Raw genomic sequence first — 17509 nt, 5'->3', positions numbered from 1 at the left:
TATATTTACTCACTAGAGGTTTTATCTTTAAACTTCTTGCTGGCTCGACCCACCATTGCATAAACTCGATAGAGCAACATCTTTGCCCGAACAATTACTTGTTTCCAAGGGCGCCATCCAAGATCCCAGCGAGGAAGAAGCCAGATATCTAGAATAAAAAAACGTAAGGAAACAAAAGAACCTAAAATGCTTAGCAAGAGGAAACGATAAATGGTTTTATGGAACTGATAACCCGTTGGTCTTCTCTCTCTATAGTATTGATAAAGATTATTTAAATCACTCACTGTAGAGTTAAGTGTAAACTTCTCAAGCATATAAGCTCGCCCTGCTTCTCCAAATTTCTTTGCTGTTTTAGGATCACGCAATAAGCTTAAAACCCCTTTTGCCAGATCAACAGGATCGGCTACATGGACCTGGACACCTGTTTTTCCATCAATCACGGTATCGACCAACCCACCTACTCGGGTGACCACTGTAGGACACTCCATCAATAAAGCTTCTATGGTTCCACCCAGGTTCTCATTTAATGAAGCTTGTATGGACACATCTAAATCCCGATATATACGAGGAATATCCTGACGATGTCCTGTAAAAATCACGCTATCTTGCAATCCCAGTTCTGTAACTAATGTTTGCATGGATTGCATGACTTCCTTTCCTGCTTCACCCCAGCCACTTCCAATCAAAAGCAATTTTGCATTTGGAAACTCCTTAAGAATCATTGGAGCTGCGCGAATCACATCCTCATGGCCTTTAATTGCTTTCCCATGTAAAAAAGGTGGAGTCCATCGATTTTTTCCTAATTTTGGATAAAAATAAGCAATCATTCCGATCAAAGGCGTATCTGCTGGCCAGCCAAATTCTTCTCTCAAGCCTGCAGGGAGGGTATTTTCTGCATCAAAACGTCGTTCATCAGGACTGTAATAAATGACATGAAGTCGATCTTCCGGAACATTCATTTTTAGATAAAGTTGTTTTGAATAATTACATGAAGGAATTATTGCCACATCCATCCAGGAGGTTGTTTTATCAATCCATCGAGGGGTATCTGCTTCAAGGTGAAATGGACCCGCAATCATTGAAAGTCGAATCGGTACATCTGCTATCCAACTCGCAATACGACCAATAATCATGGAAGGAAAAAGATGAGTTTGAATTACATCAAACCGCTTTTGTCTCAATAATCTAACTAAACTTAAGATCTTTCCAGGTAAAAAGAAAATATCGGTAGGACGCATAAAATCAAAATCTGCGGTATACACAGGAATATTTTCCGATTTAAAACGATCGACTAAGGTACCTGAATTCCCGCTTAATATTACAGATACTTCATACTGATAAGTATTCCGAAGCTCTCGTAATTGTTCAAAAGCCCATGTTCCTCCTTCCGTGGTCGAGAGCACATAGCAAATTTTTAGTGGAACCATACTAAAACATACCTTTATTTCTTTACTGAACATTAGAAAAAAGCAATTATTAATGATTAGCCTCATTTATGTAAAGAACTTTAAGAATCAAACATACCTTAGTCATCAGACTTAAGTGATATTGTCTATTAGTATTTAGTAATTAGAAACCATAAAATAGCTCTGGGAAGATGCCTTTTTTTTGCTTAATATCGAGCCCGTTCAAGAACAATATACTTCAATAGCAGCAAGTTTTTCAGCGTGCTCCAGTATATGTTTTCGATAAAAAATTACTATTCAAATTCAATGGAGTATGTTACCTTAACGAATCTAATGAGCAGACAGCTACCCAATTACATGCGCTCAAAATGCGTGCTCTGCCAGTAGTGCTTTGGATAATATTTAAATGGATTTTTCATGACTGTAAATACTCTTTGTGTTTTTGGAACTCGCCCTGAAGCCATAAAAATGGCCCCTTTAGTTCAAAAATTAGAAGCATCAAAAGTTATTCAAAATAAAATATGCATCACGGGACAACATCGTCAGCTTTTGGATCCTTTGTTAGCCCTATTTCGTCTAAAGCCAGATTTTGATTTGCATGTTATGACTGCGAATCAGGATTTGAGTAATCTAACATCCAGAATACTAACTGGTCTTAGTGATGTGTTCAAAGAATATCAACCGCAGCTAGTCATTGTTCATGGCGACACTACTTCAGCGTTGGCTGCCTCATTAGCAGCCTATTATCAACGTATTCCGGTAGCCCATGTCGAAGCAGGATTGCGAACCAAGAATATTTATTCACCATGGCCAGAAGAGGCCAATAGAAAATTAGCAAGTTGCCTAACTCATTTGCATTTTGCCCCAACAAAACTCTCCCGTAAGAACCTTTTAGATGAGGGAGTTCCTGACGAAAATATTTTTGTTACAGGAAATACAGTAATTGATGCTCTTTATCAAATTACAAATCAATTAGACGCAGAGCCCGTTCTCAGTTTACTACTTAAAGAAGAATATCCATTTTTGGACCCTTCGAGAAGAATCATACTTGTCACTGGCCATAGGCGAGAAAATTTTGGCTCAGGTTTTAAAAGTATTTGTCAGGCCTTGGTAGCAATAGCGAAACGATTTCCGGATGTTGATATTGTTTATCCAGTTCACTTAAACCCCCATGTACAAACACCAGTAAATTCATTATTAACAGGAATTGAAAACATTTATTTAATACCCCCTGTAGATTATTTACCCTTTGTTTATTTGATGCGTAATGCCTATTTAATCCTAACAGACTCAGGCGGGATCCAGGAAGAAGCACCGTCTCTCGGGAAACCGGTACTGGTCATGAGAAAAACTACTGAACGACCGGAAGCGCTTACTGCTGGGACAGTTAAACTAGTAGGCTCGGATGTAAATGAAATTATTAATGGTGTAGAACAACTTCTTTTAGATGAAGCGCTGTATAAACAGATGAGCCAGGCGCAAAACCCATATGGGGATGGAAATGCTTCTACCCGAATCGTCGATATTATTACTCAAATTTACGATAATTCCACAAACCCATATTTAAATAGTAAGGAAATAAATTATGCTGGATGAAAACACTAATAAACTTCAGCCCTTTAATCAACAATACTTGCTAATGCATCAACAAACGGATGACAGGTCTTATATTGATTTCTTTAGTTTATTATCCGCTTTAATCAAAAAAAGAGTCTTTATAGCTGGTGTTACTGCTCTATGTACTTTATGTGCTATTTTGGCTGCTTTTTTGCTTCCCAAAACCTATGAAGTTAAATCTAATATAGTTGAGCCTTATCCGTATCAATTTCAGAAACTAATAATAAATACAGATTTGGATATTCCAGGACGTTTATTATTTAAAAAATTTGTCAAACGTTTATCCAAAAAAAGCAATATAATTTCTTTTTTAAAAGAAAATAATTTAGTAATCCCTAAAGACCAAGAGACCCAGATATCTAAAGAAAAACGTGTTCATTTGTTAAACAAAGCTGCGGAAAATTATAAAGTCTTTGTCATTAATCATTTCAAAGGAGATTTAAAAGATAATTTTAAAGATAACAGCCAGGAGGCTGAGTTGGTCACCCTTTCTCGCAAGCTGGATTTACAGGCAAGGGATAATAAAGCGTATCTGGCCTACACTAACCAAAAAGTGTTGGAAAATATCATTTCTACCCAAAAAGAAATCATTCAAAGTAAGGTAATCAAATTAACTGAAACTATACATACACGTATTGGCAATGTGACAGCAAGTCGAAATAATGAGATAAAAAGACTCATCGAGCAGCAGAATTTATCCATTGCACAATTGAACAACAATATTAATGCACTTACCAAACGTGACCAACGCGATAGGCAAATTCGCTTACAAGAGTTAAATCAAGCCCTACAAACTGCTCAACTTCTTGGTATTACCTACCCCAACCAATTTCAGGAAATTAAAAATCCAAATGTGGTGGTTGATGTCGGTTCCAATCGTAAAGATCTTTATTTAAAAGGAACTACCTACCTTAAAAAGGAAATCGCTCATCTGAAAGAAAATACACACACCTTAAAATATGAGAAAAAACTTTCTATTCTCCAAGAAAAAATCGACATTCTAAAAAATAACGCGACGATCACTGCATTACGGGAACGAAAAGATGACACACCCTACACCAATACAATCGAAAAGCTCCAAGCGGAACTTAAACATCTAAATTCCTTAAATTTCGATGTCAGTGGCGTAAATCTATATGCTATGGATGGGCAGCCTCTTGTTGATTCAAAACCGATTAAGCCTAAAAAAGGATTAATCATTGCTCTAGGATTAATGATGGGATTCTTATTGTCATGCATAATTGTACTTTTCCAGGATGCAATTACCAGAAGCAATAACATGAAACTAGCATCCTAGCCAATACGAGATTCTGTTCATTGTAATGAACAGAATCTTTATTAGGTTGCTCTTAAATCAGGTACCTGGTGATTATGATGAAATACAATGTTGACTATTCTGCGAAATATTTAGAATTTATTTTATGGATCTTTCTGTTAGTAGGCATTTCCTCTGTTTTTATCTCATATAGTTTCGAGCTAAATTCAGAGCTCATACTATCTTCGTTTTGGTGTTTTATTATAGCTACCTTCCTAACAAGTCATCTGTCGGGTTGTGGTTTCTTCTCTGCTTCAGTTGTTTGTATTCTTGCTTTCTTCTTTTATTCAATGGCGGTTCCTATACATCATTATTTTTATAATGATTACAATGAGAACGGTGTTACCTTCGTCACAACCATGTGTGTAGTGGGTCTTTTAGGCCAAATTTTTGGCTATTATGCTATTGGAAAACCACGCTTTAAACTAATGAATAATGGTAACCGGGAATCATTTTTTGGCTTCTCAATACTCCTTCTGGGCATAATAATTTTGATTGCTGCAATTGCGGGTACAGTAGGATTTTCTGCCTATTTTAATGCTGGTTATGCGGGTAGAGCTCTTTTAAAACGCGAAGCAGGGCCCCTGGAGTTAGGCTTATATTATTCAATTATTGGTTATCTGTTTATGGTTCATAGCTGGCTTTATCAGCCTTCCAGAAAAAGGCTAATAGTAGGCTTTTTTTTGTTATCCTTTTTATTATGTTTCGTTGCTTATGTTAGTTTTTTAGGTATTCGAAGACCCAGTTTCTTCATGGTGATTTCCTTTCTATTTATTTATTTTCTAAAAGTCAAAGGTAAAGTACCTATGCTTGTAATACTAACATCCCTTTTTTGTGCTTTTTTATTTGGAATATTTGCCAGTTTCAGACAAGTTTTATCTGATCATGGAGCTTCATCAGCTTTATCGTATGTTTTAGAGAATTTTAATCTGGCATGGTTAGACCTTTCAGCCAGCGAATTGGGGGCGCCATTCAGATCAATGCTCGATGTCAACCCATGGTTTTCTAACAGTTTTTTATGGGGTAGCAGTTACCTTGATGCGCTTGTCAATTTACTTCCCTCATCCCTAGGAAAATTTAGCGAAAGCCTTAGTGTAAAATACACTCACGAGTTCTTTTCCCCCGAATATATCGCAATTGGTGGTAATATGGGGTTCTTCCCCGTTGCAGAAGGCTATTTAAATTTTGGCGCTGTAGGCGTATTTTTAGAGTTTTTCTTTGTTGGAATGTTAATTAAGTATCTTGAAAATCAAGCGATAGAAAAATCAAATGTCGTGCAAGTAATAGTCTATGCGATTATGGTGCCTTGGTTTTTCTTCTTTTTACGAAGTGATCTGGCTTCTTTTTCCAAATCATTTTTTTATTCAGTGATGCCAGTCTTTTTTGCTTATGGCTTATATTGCTTTGTAAAGAAAAGTCGCTCACAGCATAATTTAATTGAGGTATCAACATGAAACAGTTAATCCAGGATATGAGTCATGGTAAGTCATCCATAATAGAGGCACCTGCCCCCATGATGGATGATAATAGTATATTAATTTCCACATCAACCACATTAATTTCTGCCGGAACAGAACGCATGCTTCTTGATTTTGGTAAAGCATCCTATTTTGGTAAAGCACGTCAACAGCCTGAAAAAGTAAAAATGGTTTTGGATAAAGCAAAATCAGAGGGTATTCTTACAACTTTAGATGCTGTGCGCTCTAAACTGTCACAGCCTATATTACCCGGTTATTGTAATGTAGGTGTCATTATAGAAGTAGGTAAAAACTGCAAAGGATTTAATGTTGGTGACCGTGTAGCTTCTAATGGCTCTCATGCAGATTTAGTCAAAGTACCTTCAAATTTATGTGCAAAAATTCCGGATAATGTTGATGATGAGACGGCTGCTTTTACAGTTTTGGCAAGTATCGGTCTCCAAGGCATACGTTTAGCACAACCGACATTGGGCGAAGCATTTGTAGTTATCGGTGCTGGGCTTATTGGCATGCTAACGATTCAATTACTTAAAGCTCATGGTTGCCGTGTATTAGCAGTCGATTTTGACGAAGAAAAATTGCTTCTTGCCCAAAAATTTGGTGCCGAAATTTGTAATCCGAATAAAGGTGAGAACGTAGTTAATGCAGGAATGACTTTCAGCCGGGGGTATGGTGTTGACGGAGTGATTATTACCGCTTCTACCAAATCAAATGATCCACTCCAACAAGCTGCACACATGAGTAGGAAGCGGGGACGTATTGTTTTAGTTGGTGTGGTTGGTCTGGAGTTAAATAGAGCAGATTTTTATGAAAAAGAATTAAGTTTTCAAGTTTCATGTTCTTATGGACCTGGTCGATATGATCCTCTATATGAAGAAAAGGGGGTTGATTATCCAATTGGTTTTGTACGTTGGACAGAGCAACGTAATTTTCAAGCAGTCCTTGATATGATGGCGAGCAGTCAATTAAATGTTAAGCCTTTAATTACCCACCGATATACCTTTGAAGAGGCATTACAAGCGTATCAAGTTTTAACAGAGAATAAATCAGCATTAGGTATCCTAATGCACTATCCATCAGATAATAATCAGCCAATTGAAAAACAAGTTCAATTAAAAGCAAATCCTGTTTTCCACTCCAGTAAACCCATAGTAGGTTTTATTGGCGCAGGGAATTATGCGTCTCGAGTGTTAATTCCGGCTTTTAAATCGGCAGAGGCCCAACTACATACATTGGTTACAGCAGGAGGAGTAAATAGTGCAATTCACGGTGAAAAAGCCGGCTTTTCTTATGCCTCTAGTGAGATAGAAAATGTATTTCATAATGAGGAAATCAATACGGTGGTTATTGCCACTCGCCATGATACCCATGCAGAATTGGTAACCAAGGGCTTAGCCGCTGGCAAGCATGTTTTTGTTGAAAAACCATTAGCACTTAATTTATCTGAACTTGCTGAAATTGAAGCAAGCTATCATACAGCACATTTATCGGGTAAAAAACCACATTTAATGGTGGGATTTAATCGACGTTTCGCACCCCAGATACAAAAAATTAAAACATTGTTGCATCCCATAAAGGAACCAAAAACTTTTATCATGACTATGAATGCCGGCACTATTCCTGCTGAACATTGGACACAAGATAAAAAAATTGGTGGGGGTCGTATTCTCGGTGAAGCCTGTCATTTAGTTGATTTAATGCGATTTTTAGCGGATTGTGAAATTACTTCCGTACAAGCTCGATGCATGGGAGAGAACCCCTCTGTGAAAATCACAGAAGACAAGGCAGCAATTATATTGGGCTTTGCTGATGGATCTTTTGGTACAATTCATTATTTAGCTAATGGATCTCCCAGTTTTCCCAAAGAGAGGATAGAAGTTTTCACGGCAGGAAAAATTTTGCAATTAGATAATTTTCGCAAATTGACAGGCTATGGGTGGCCAAACTTTAAAAAACAAAACCTTTGGAGACAAGATAAAGGACAAACACAATGCGCCCAAGCATTTCTAACGGCCGTAGAAAAAGGTCTTCCAACACCTTTACCCATAGAGGAAATTTTTGAAGTGTCACGAATAACTATCAACATCGCCGATTTGCTATCTAAAAAATGAGAACGATAGAAACCAAAGCGAAAACACTTTATGCGTTAGGCGCTACCAATTTGTTACGGGTGGTGCATTACCGACTTCTAAAAAAATTTAGTCGTCACAACCCACAAATTAAAGTACCTAGTGGTACATTTTTCTTCGAAGTTCGTGCTTCCGAGAGCCCGCTTGTTCCTAATAAAAATTGGCTACAAGAGGCTGCCTATTTTGGTAATCAATTGGTTCCGATTTCAGATAATGCACCAGATTGGCATTTAAACCCTTTTACTGGTGCCCGTATGGATGAAACAAAACCATGGTGGAAAATCTCAGATTTTGCAACACACTGTGGTGATATTAAAGTAATCTGGGAGGCTTCGCGTTTTGATTGGGTATTGTCATTCTCACAACAAGCAAAATTAGGCGACAGAAACTCATTAAAGAAATTAAATGAATGGTTAAATAATTGGTGTCTCAATAACCCACCCTTTTTCGGTGTTAACTGGAAATGTGGTCAAGAAGCTGCAATTCGAGTAATGCATTTGGCAATTGCCACCTTGATTGTTGATCAAATCCAACAGGCTTCCAAATCATTAATAGCCCTAATCCATCTGCACCTTCAGCGGATTGCATCAACCTTGAAATATGCAATAGCACAGGACAATAATCATGGCACCTCCGAGGCCGCAGCTCTTTTTATAGGAGGTAGTTGGCTTGAGATGCTGGGTATTAGCAAGGGTAAGAAATGGAGCCGATTAGGCCGGAAATGGTTAGAAAATCGGATATCATATTTAATAGAAGAAGATGGAAGCTTCAGTCAATATTCTGTTAATTACCATCGAGTACTTATAGACACCCTTTGCATGGTTGAGGTGTGGCGACGAAAACTCTCCTTATCGGCCTTTTCTGACGAATGGAGGAGGAAATGCTCGGCAGCTACATATTGGTTGTTTCATATGGTAGATGACCAAACCGGAGATGCACCAAATATTGGCGCAAATGATGGGGCAAGGTTATTACAATTAACAGATAGTGACTATCGAGATTACAGGCCCTCTGTGCAATTGGCCATGATCTTGTTTAATCATCAACAAGCCTATACGAAGGATGGAAATTGGAATTATCCCCTTCAATGGTTGCAAATTGCAATTCCCGATAACAAAGCAGAACCCTTAAAAAGTAAACTATTTAATGATGGAGGCTTTGCGATACTTAAACGCCGTTCTGTATTTCTTTTAATGCGTTATCCCCGATTTCGTTTTCGTCCAAGTCACGCGGATGCCTTGCATATAGATTTATGGGTCAACAGTGTCAATTTACTTCGTGATGCGGGGACTTATAGCTACAATACTAGTGATAAATGGCTTAATTATTTTCCTGGAACAGCAAGTCATAATACCATTCAATTTGATCAGCGTGATCAGATGCCTCGACTAAGTCGCTTTTTATTTGGTAATTGGTTAAAAACAAGCTCCTTCACTCAAATAACAGAAACCGAGCTGTGCAGTACCTTTAAAGTCAGTTATTGCGACAGTTTTGGGGTAACCCATCAACGTGCCGTGGAACTCTATAATAATTATTTAAAAGTAAATGATACCATTAACGGATTTAAAAAATCCGCAGTAATACGCTGGCGATTAATACCTGGAGATTGGAAGCTTCAAGATCACTCATTATCAAACCAAACTCATTTTATCAAAATAAATACCTCCATCCCCATAAAGCGTTTTGAATTAGTTGAAGGTTGGGAATCTCGTTACTATCAACAAAAAGCTAAACTTCCCGTTTTGGAGATCGAAGTAGATCAACCAGGGGTTGTAGAAATGGAATATAACTGGTATTGAAAGTTATGTTCAATATATGTAAGCTTAATCACGTTCAATGTATAACGAACCTTTTTTGTCATACTTGATGGGAAATCCCCCTTCTTGATGCAAAAGATTTGATATTGTAAAAGGATTTTAGAATTGAATCATCTCCGTACACAGAAATTAGTAATTTGTATCTTTCTTTCAATGATTAAAACTATCCTTCATTCCTTTTTACAGAGAGGCCCGCGTATTCTAATATTAAAAAAAATAATAATGTATTTAAAGATGCTCTAAGTTTGGTTATTTAACCTAGGGACAAAAGGATTGTTAGTGAATAAGAATACTAAAGATATTGCAAACTTTAGAAATTCAAAGCTTTACCATTGATTTAGAGGTGAATTGATATGCATGTTCTATATTTTCATCAACATTTTTCTACGCCAGCTGGATCAACAGGGATTCGATCCTACAAAATGGCCAAAAAGCTGATTGAGTATGGACATACGGTGACCGTAGTTTGTGGTAGCTATAAAGGAGCAAATACTGGATTAGTCCATTCTTTTAAAAATAATGTTCGTGAAGGCAACGTTGATGGGATCCATGTTGTGGAATTTAATTTAGCTTATGCAAATCAAGATTCTTTTTTAAAACGAACTGCAATTTTCTTACGGTTCGCTTATTTAAGTATGAAGTATGCGTTAAGCGCAAAGTATGATCTAATTTTCGCAACATCAACCCCACTTACCATAGCGTTACCCGGTTTAGTAGGTAAATGGTGTCGTAGAAAACCATTTATTTTTGAAGTCAGAGACTTATGGCCGGAGTTGCCTCGTGAAATGGGTGTCATTACTAATCCCATCATTTTAAAATTAATGGGTTTAGTGGAGTGGATGGCCTATAAAAGTGCTGATGCGTTAATTGCATTATCCCCAGGTATTCAAAAGGGTATTTTAAGATTTCAAAAAGACGAAAAACGAGTCACGATAATTCCAAATGGTAGCGATATCGATTTATTTGCAGGCTCACATAAATCAGTACGACCTAAAGGTGTTGAGGAGCATCACTTAATGGCTATTTTTGCCGGGACTCATGGCATAGCAAATGGCCTTCAATCCATTATTAATTCCGCTAAAATATTAAAAGAAAGACAATGCGACGATGTTCGATTTGTACTCATTGGTCAAGGAAAATTGAAAGATCGATTAATTCAACAGGCAAATGAGTTAGGATTAGACAATATCATTTTTCTTGACCCAGTGGATAAAGATCAACTATCACAACTACTGGCGTGTGCAGATATAGGCATGCAAATTTTAGCAAATGTGCCCGCTTTTTATGATGGCACATCTCCGAACAAATTTTTTGATTATATTGCTGCTGGGCTACCGGTATTGATCAATTATCCCGGCTGGTTAGCTGAGAAAATTTCCAATACAGGTTGTGGGGTGGTAGTGGAACCCGACAACGCTGAAGCATTTTGTGATGCGCTTATTAATCTAGCAAAAAATCGACAACAACTTTCTCAAATGGGTGAATCGGCGCTGATGCTTGCCAAATCACAATTCGATAGGGACTTATTATCAAAAAATTTTGTAATGTGGTTAGAACGTTGGGCTTAAAACTAGGAATAAATTATGATAAATCATACTGTTCACCAGGACTTTGAAACAGTTTCAGTTATTGGCTTGGGTTATATCGGACTACCCACTGCTGCAGTTATTGCATCAAGAAAGATTCACGTAATAGGTGTAGATATTAATGCATCTACCGTTGAAACTATTAACAAGGGGATGAGTCATATTGTTGAACCGGACTTAGATATTTTGGTTCATGCATGTATTATTGAGGGTTATCTACACGCTACAACAGTGGCCCAACCTGCTTCTGCATTTTTAATTGCTGTTCCCACGCCTTTTATGGAAGGAAATCAACCCGACTTGAGCTATATAAAGTCAGCAGCAACATTGATTGCACCCGTATTAAAGCAAGGAGATTTAATTATTTTAGAGTCCACATCTCCTGTAGGTACTACAGAACAAATGGCCGAGTGGTTAGCTTGTATTCGAACCGATTTAACCTTTCCCCAACAATATGGTGAGGAAGCAGACATTAAAATTGCTCATTGTCCTGAACGCGTATTACCAGGACATATCCTACGTGAACTTGTGCAAAATGATCGAGTCATTGGCGGCATGACTGAGGCTTGTTCGGCTAAAGCACAAAAGTTTTATCAAACTTTTGTCGAAGGCGAGTGTATAATTACCGATGTACGCACCGCAGAGTTATGTAAGTTAACTGAAAACAGTTTCCGTGATGTTAACATTGCCTTTGCCAATGAATTATCCATTATTTGTGATAAATTAAATATTGATGTATGGGAACTTATTTCCTTGGCAAATCGTCATCCTCGAGTCAATATTCTGCAACCAGGACCTGGAGTTGGAGGACATTGCATAGCAGTTGATCCCTGGTTCATAGTGAGTAGTGCTCCGAAAGAAGCTACTCTTATCAGAGCCGCAAGAGAAGTTAACGATAGTAAACCATCATGGGTTTTGGAAAAGGTAAAACTTGCCATCTCTAATTATTTACAAGCACATCCTAATAAGACAGTTAAAGACGTGGTTATTGCTTGTTTTGGCCTCACATTCAAAGCGGATATTGATGATTTGAGAGAAAGCCCTGCCCTTGCTATTGTGAAAAATATTGCAGAATTTCATGCTGGATATATAGTTGTTGTTGAACCTTATATTGATACTCTTCCTAATGGGTTAAATGGAAAAGTAGAATTGCAGAGTATAGAGAGTGCATTACTCGAAGCTGATATCGTATTACTATTAGTCGACCATAAATCATTTGCAGCTGCAGAGAATTTAATTAAAAAAGATACCATCGTTGTTGATACAAGAGGATTATGGTCAGGACACAATAAATGAAAGAAATTATCAAATTTATTACATTATGCATCCAAAAAGGCCAACTAGCCTTCTCGAGATTCGTCATGCATTTATTCAAAACAAGATTTCGCCGTTGTGGTGCCCAAGTTATTTTTGACCCACTAACATCCACGCTATCTTATGACAGTATCGAAATCGGTAGTTTTGTTTTTATTGGTCATGGAGCGACAATGTCCTCATCCAAGGAGTATCCCATCGAAATTGGCTCCTATGTGATGCTAGGGCCAAATGTTTCCATTTACTGTGGTGATCATGAAATGAATCAAATTGGGAAACCTATGTATTTTATGAATAAGGATAAACAATCTACGCGATCCGGCAAAGTCATTATTAAAGATGATGTTTGGATTGGAGCCAATGCAACGATTCTCAAAGGAGTCACCGTTGGTGAAGGAGTAGTTATTGCAGCTGGGAGCATTGTGACCAAATCAATACCAGATTATTCCATCGTGGCAGGAATTCCTGCCAAAGTGATAAAGCAACGATTCTCTAAAGAAGAGTTACATCAGCATAAAAAAATGGTCGCAGAATGGAGTGTCAGTTGATACGCGAATCGATTTACGTGGTTGGAGTGGGATGTGCCCGATTCACCCAAATTGCCTTAGGAGCCATTCTGGCAAATAGGCTGGGATCAGATAGTTATGGATTGTTTGTATTATTCCTGACTGCAGCCAATACACTTAGTAATTTTTCATTAATGGGGGTTTTGCCTCGTATTTTATCGCTACCTCTGGATGCAAAAGAAAATGCAATCGTATTGCAGTACAGTGGCGCCATGACTCTTGTTTTCTCATTCCTAATTGTTGGTGTATTAGGTTATATGGGTATTTTATTTAACCCTGATCAATATTCCTTGGTATTCTTTATAAGTGTTTTAATCTATTGCATTGGCTATTTTTTCTTATCATTGGCCGCAGCAGTGTTAAACCGTTCAGGTTCTCATGAAAGCGCGGGTTATTTATGGATTTTAGTTAACCTTGTCGTAGTGGCTTTAGTAAGTATTCCTATTCTTTTAAAGGATTACAATCTCTTTTTGATCTTGCTCTCTAGCGGGTGGTTACTTACAGGTTTTTGTTCTTGGTTAAAAGTAATGAAGGATGGTCATTTTCAGTTTAATAAACAAATCATTCTTAATAGTAATGTATTCAGTATAATTTACAAATCATTCCATAGCGGGGCATTCGGTTTACCCTTCCTTGTAATTTTTTTCATATTAGGCCAACAGGTTGAGTTTAATTCTAATGAAGTTGATAAAACAGCATTTTTTTTAGGATATCAACTATTTAATATCATGATATTTATTCCTGGAATACTTGGAGGCGTTTTCGTTCCTCGATTAAGTCAGGCGGTCAATAATACCCAACAGCAAATGATAACTCGACTGAGTGCCTTTTACCTTGCTATTGGTTTATTTTGGACGATAGCCATCGGCTTATTTTTACCCTTTTTATTTAATCTTTATGGCATAAAAAGTTCCTATCAATCAATTTTAATAGTGATTCTTTGGCAGGTGGCAGGAGTAGTAGCTGCGGTGGGAGCAATTCAAAATCAGTTCCTGGTAGCTCGCAGTCAGTTCCTATTTTTGCTCGCTGGTAGTGTCCTGTGGGCACTCATTGTAGTTATTGTGAACTGGCAATATCAAAACTCAGTTCTCGGTTCTGTTATCGGTGTTTTACTAGGTTACTTAATCTTGCAGATTTTGTATTGGTACAAGAATAGACGTTATTTTTATGGTATTTCCTATGAAGCGAAGATGTATTAACTTTTTGGCTAACCCTCATAGTCCTCATGTTCGACATTGGGAGGAGCTGTTAAATTCTGGTGAATACCAAGCCTGTATCCACACTGTGCATCATTTGAATCAAACAATGATTGTAAACTCACCTGTCAAAAAAATCTTACCATCATTGTTTCATCGCATTCCTATGCCAATTAAATATTTAATATCTGGATTATTGCTTAGATTAACTCTTTCTAAAAACCAAGATACATTCTTTCATGCACACAATACATCGGGTTATGGTTTGATCGCCTTTTTATCTGGTAAACCTTATATTCTTACTACCTATGGAACCGAAATTTTTAGCGCATCGAGTAGAAGTAAAGTTTATTCTATACTTCTCGGCAAGATATTAAAAAAGGCTGTAAGCATTTCTTCTGCCTCCCCAAGCATGACTGATTATTTGGTTAATTATTTCGGTATCGAGCGGTCAAAAATTCATGAATTCAGTCTAGGGGTTGCGGATTCATTTTGTTTTTCACAAGAAAAGCGCGATAAGATTAGGAAAGAATTAAGATTAGTAAGTTCACCAATATGGATTGTTAATCGGCGCATTCGTAGCCAATATCATACTCTTGAATTAATTGATGCTTTTTCTCGTTTTAGGGAGAAGATGAATCGTGGTTTTCTCATACTTCTTGAAGGAGATTCTGAACCAGGTTATCTCGAGAAAGTGGAACAAAATTGTGCAAACAATAACTCTATCCATTTGATAAAAGGCTTTTTATCGCAACAAGAAATGTCACATTATTTATCTGCAGCAGATTTTTCAATTTCAGTACCAGAAACAGATCAATTATCAAGCTCAATTCTAGAAGGGGCTTCTTGTGGGGCCATTCCACTGCTTACCAACTTAAAATCATATGAATTAGCCAGCGAGTTCAGCAAACTTTTTGATATTCCGGATCCCAATGATAGCATGAATTATGATCAGATATTTTTTGAATCGTACAAAATGTTTTCAAATGAAGAATATAATACATTTCGTGCCAATATGTTTGATAAAATTAGCGCCTTCAGTATGAATGAAGTTTTTCCCAAGGTGATTAATTTATATGATGCGACCTCTAACATACTTAACTCGAGATCCAAATTGTGATAAAGACAGTTAGTTAATCTATTTTAGAATTTACAGTACTACTTCTTTGCTCTCGTCAGTTTGTCGCAACAACCAAACGCCTGGTAGCACAATAATTAAACATGCTAATTGCCCCTGCAACTGATAAAAGCATAGGAATAAAAAAACTAAAATTGATTCCTGTAAATTCGATGACTAGGACAATTGCAGTTATCGGCATTTTTTGAGCCGCAGCAAGAAATGCTGCGCTGCCGATAACCGCAAATGCAGATATTGAAATACCTGGCCACAAGTGGCTCCAAAGAATACCCAAAATGACGGCCATTAACGCGCCATTTGCAAGAGAAGGTGTTAATATTCCACCGGAAGCACCCGCTTGTATGCTAGTACAAACAATTAATAATCTAAGTATTAATATGACTGTCGCAAGACTAAGTCCCAACATATCTCCATCAAACCCTAATTGAGCAGCAGATCGACCATTCCCTAATATTTCCGGAAAATAAATCGCCAAGAGTCCGATAATAAAAAAATTAAATAGGCAGAATATAATGATTTTCCAATTTCGTGGCGCTCGACTTTGGGCTCTGTTTGTTATCTGTTTAAACCAATAAGCAGCAAAACCAAAAAGAGGACCCGCAACAATAGCCCAAACAACTATTGAAGAATCCAGTATTAAAACTGGTATTTGATACATCGCCTGATTACCCAAACCTATCCAGGCTATAACCACTGCAATCGCAGAGGTAGTAATGGCAGGTATCACTGCGAACCAATGAAAAGTACCGATGAGTACCTCTAAAGTAAAGAGCGCGCCACCAAAAGGAACATTATAGACAGCAGCCAGTCCTGCGCCTGCAGCGCAGGCCACCAGTACTTGACTTTCTTTAGGATGTAGCTTCATTTTATTGGTCAACCAACAGGCAAACGTGGCCCCTAGTTCTCGCGGAGCCACTTCTCGTCCCATAGGTGACCCCAAAGCAACCGTAATTATCTGCAGTAACACATGTACGATAGTCGTCTTTATAGGCATATAGGGTCTAGGTGATTTAATTGCATTTGCAATACTCACTAAAGGTCGACCATAACGAAAAACAGCCCACCAACCCCATCCAGCAATGAGACCACACAATAGCAGAGCAATCACCCTTCTCGACGCTGTTGAACCAGTAACCACATCGAGAAAACGCTCATTTTCAATAATAGGAAAGACCGTGTGCTGATAGGCTAAGTGTTGGATAAAATGTAATAATAAGGCTAGAAACATCCCACCCAAACCTGAAACAACCCCGATAACAATTGTGGCGAAAAAAAGATGATGCCATCGGGATGTTAAATGTTTAGTCATGAACTACTCCTTAATTCATAACGGGATCTGATCGCTTAACGCTCCTGCAACCTGCAATTGATGAGCAACAATACGTGCCAGGTAGTCAAATTCAATATTAACCTCTTGGCCTTTTTCTAAAAAGCTAAGGGTTGTATTCAGTAATGTGTGCGGGACAAGCATCAATTTAACGCCTTGGTTCGACACCGAGTTAATTGTTAAACTTACCCCTTCAACAGTAATACTACCTTTAGGTACTAAAAACAACATTGCATTTGCATCAAACCCACTTAACTCTACTTCAACAAATTCATTAAGGTGCTTAATGGAATGAATATGAGCAAGCGCATCTACATGTCCGCTTACGTAATGTCCCCCAAAACGAGTTGAGGCGAGCATTGCCCGTTCTAAGTTGACTTCATTACCTATTTTAAGCCGTCCTAAGGTAGTTCGCTGCAATGTTTCGGGAGAAACATCAAAACTTAAGTCGGCGTCTCCCATAGGCAATAATGTTAAACAAACGCCATTTACAGCGATGCTTTCACCTGTTTGTAATTGCTTCAAACCAGACGAAATACATAATCGGTTTGCGCCATCATGCCCAGTATTGCTAATTACGATACCTTTGCTTTCAATAATTCCGGTAAACATAGATTTAT

At 37.7% G+C, this 17509-nt stretch carries 13 protein-coding genes; 10 read left to right on the top strand and 3 right to left on the bottom strand.

Annotation, left to right across the window (positions count from 1 at the left end; genetic code table 11):
* Window positions 1–5: 5 nt before the first annotated feature.
* Entirely contained in the window at window positions 6–1427 is a 1422-nt protein-coding gene (locus ACWTE2_RS08230) for a glycosyltransferase family 4 protein (protein WP_454784953.1), read from the bottom strand.
* Between the two features lie 396 nt (window positions 1428–1823).
* Between ACWTE2_RS08230 and wecB the strand changes: the two genes are divergently transcribed.
* The 10 genes from wecB to ACWTE2_RS08180 all read left to right on the top strand — a co-directional run bounded on the left by wecB (window position 1824) and on the right by ACWTE2_RS08180 (window position 15544).
* Window positions 1824–3002, top strand: a complete 1179-nt coding sequence (gene wecB / locus ACWTE2_RS08225; RefSeq protein WP_454784952.1) for a non-hydrolyzing UDP-N-acetylglucosamine 2-epimerase — start codon at window positions 1824–1826, stop codon at window positions 3000–3002.
* Entirely contained in the window at window positions 2992–4320 is a 1329-nt protein-coding gene (locus tag ACWTE2_RS08220) for a Wzz/FepE/Etk N-terminal domain-containing protein (protein WP_454784951.1), read from the top strand. Before wecB ends, ACWTE2_RS08220 begins: the two co-directional genes overlap by 11 nt.
* Before the next feature lie 74 nt (window positions 4321–4394).
* Window positions 4395–5792 carry an O-antigen polymerase gene (locus tag ACWTE2_RS08215; RefSeq protein ID WP_454784950.1) on the top strand — a complete coding sequence of 466 codons (1398 nt, stop codon included), beginning with the start codon at window positions 4395–4397 and terminating at the stop codon, window positions 5790–5792.
* On the top strand, window positions 5789–7927 hold the full coding sequence (locus ACWTE2_RS08210; RefSeq protein ID WP_454784949.1) for a bi-domain-containing oxidoreductase: 2139 nt from the start codon (window positions 5789–5791) through the stop codon (window positions 7925–7927). Before ACWTE2_RS08215 ends, ACWTE2_RS08210 begins: the two co-directional genes overlap by 4 nt.
* Window positions 7924–9744: a heparinase II/III family protein gene (locus tag ACWTE2_RS08205; protein WP_454784948.1), complete on the top strand. Its 1821-nt coding sequence runs from the start codon at window positions 7924–7926 to the stop codon at window positions 9742–9744. The genes ACWTE2_RS08210 and ACWTE2_RS08205 overlap by 4 nt, the downstream gene beginning before the upstream one ends.
* A gap of 371 nt (window positions 9745–10115) precedes the next feature.
* Window positions 10116–11330 (top strand): glycosyltransferase family 4 protein, encoded by a 1215-nt coding sequence (locus tag ACWTE2_RS08200; protein WP_454784947.1) that lies wholly within the window; start codon window positions 10116–10118, stop codon window positions 11328–11330.
* Between the two features lie 15 nt (window positions 11331–11345).
* A complete protein-coding gene (gene wecC, locus ACWTE2_RS08195; RefSeq protein WP_454784946.1) occupies window positions 11346–12644 on the top strand; it encodes a UDP-N-acetyl-D-mannosamine dehydrogenase in 1299 nt (432 codons plus the stop codon).
* On the top strand, window positions 12641–13210 hold the full coding sequence (locus ACWTE2_RS08190; RefSeq protein WP_454784945.1) for an acyltransferase: 570 nt from the start codon (window positions 12641–12643) through the stop codon (window positions 13208–13210). The genes wecC and ACWTE2_RS08190 overlap by 4 nt, the downstream gene beginning before the upstream one ends.
* A complete protein-coding gene (locus ACWTE2_RS08185) occupies window positions 13207–14427 on the top strand; it encodes a polysaccharide biosynthesis protein (RefSeq protein ID WP_454784944.1) in 1221 nt (406 codons plus the stop codon). The genes ACWTE2_RS08190 and ACWTE2_RS08185 overlap by 4 nt, the downstream gene beginning before the upstream one ends.
* Complete coding sequence (locus ACWTE2_RS08180) at window positions 14408–15544, top strand: glycosyltransferase (RefSeq protein WP_454784943.1); 1137 nt, start codon at window positions 14408–14410, stop codon at window positions 15542–15544. Before ACWTE2_RS08185 ends, ACWTE2_RS08180 begins: the two co-directional genes overlap by 20 nt.
* 55 nt (window positions 15545–15599) lie before the next feature.
* On the opposite strand, the gene ACWTE2_RS08175 is transcribed toward ACWTE2_RS08180, so the two are convergent.
* Window positions 15600–16871 (bottom strand): chloride channel protein, encoded by a 1272-nt coding sequence (locus tag ACWTE2_RS08175; RefSeq protein ID WP_182392265.1) that lies wholly within the window; start codon window positions 16869–16871, stop codon window positions 15600–15602.
* A gap of 15 nt (window positions 16872–16886) precedes the next feature.
* A complete protein-coding gene (locus tag ACWTE2_RS08170) occupies window positions 16887–17501 on the bottom strand; it encodes a riboflavin synthase (RefSeq protein ID WP_454784942.1) in 615 nt (204 codons plus the stop codon).
* Window positions 17502–17509 lie beyond the last annotated feature (8 nt).

Source organism: Legionella nigrisilvae (assembly GCF_977063395.2).
The sequence above is the reverse complement of the archived record's forward strand: the minus strand, read 5'-3'. Positions and strand labels throughout refer to the sequence as shown.

What these genes read in the sequence shown, in the direction of transcription:
- ACWTE2_RS08230 (WP_454784953.1), bottom strand. Translation starts at nt 1,427, where the DNA reads ATGGTTCCACTAAAAATTTGCTATGTGCTCTCGACCACGGAAGGAGGA.
- wecB (WP_454784952.1), top strand. Translation starts at nt 1,824, where the DNA reads ATGACTGTAAATACTCTTTGTGTTTTTGGAACTCGCCCTGAAGCCATA.
- ACWTE2_RS08220 (WP_454784951.1), top strand. Translation starts at nt 2,992, where the DNA reads ATGCTGGATGAAAACACTAATAAACTTCAGCCCTTTAATCAACAATAC.
- ACWTE2_RS08215 (WP_454784950.1), top strand. Translation starts at nt 4,395, where the DNA reads ATGATGAAATACAATGTTGACTATTCTGCGAAATATTTAGAATTTATT.
- ACWTE2_RS08210 (WP_454784949.1), top strand. Translation starts at nt 5,789, where the DNA reads ATGAAACAGTTAATCCAGGATATGAGTCATGGTAAGTCATCCATAATA.
- ACWTE2_RS08205 (WP_454784948.1), top strand. Translation starts at nt 7,924, where the DNA reads ATGAGAACGATAGAAACCAAAGCGAAAACACTTTATGCGTTAGGCGCT.
- ACWTE2_RS08200 (WP_454784947.1), top strand. Translation starts at nt 10,116, where the DNA reads ATGCATGTTCTATATTTTCATCAACATTTTTCTACGCCAGCTGGATCA.
- wecC (WP_454784946.1), top strand. Translation starts at nt 11,346, where the DNA reads ATGATAAATCATACTGTTCACCAGGACTTTGAAACAGTTTCAGTTATT.
- ACWTE2_RS08190 (WP_454784945.1), top strand. Translation starts at nt 12,641, where the DNA reads ATGAAAGAAATTATCAAATTTATTACATTATGCATCCAAAAAGGCCAA.
- ACWTE2_RS08180 (WP_454784943.1), top strand. Translation starts at nt 14,408, where the DNA reads ATGAAGCGAAGATGTATTAACTTTTTGGCTAACCCTCATAGTCCTCAT.
- ACWTE2_RS08175 (WP_182392265.1), bottom strand. Translation starts at nt 16,871, where the DNA reads ATGACTAAACATTTAACATCCCGATGGCATCATCTTTTTTTCGCCACA.
- ACWTE2_RS08170 (WP_454784942.1), bottom strand. Translation starts at nt 17,501, where the DNA reads ATGTTTACCGGAATTATTGAAAGCAAAGGTATCGTAATTAGCAATACT.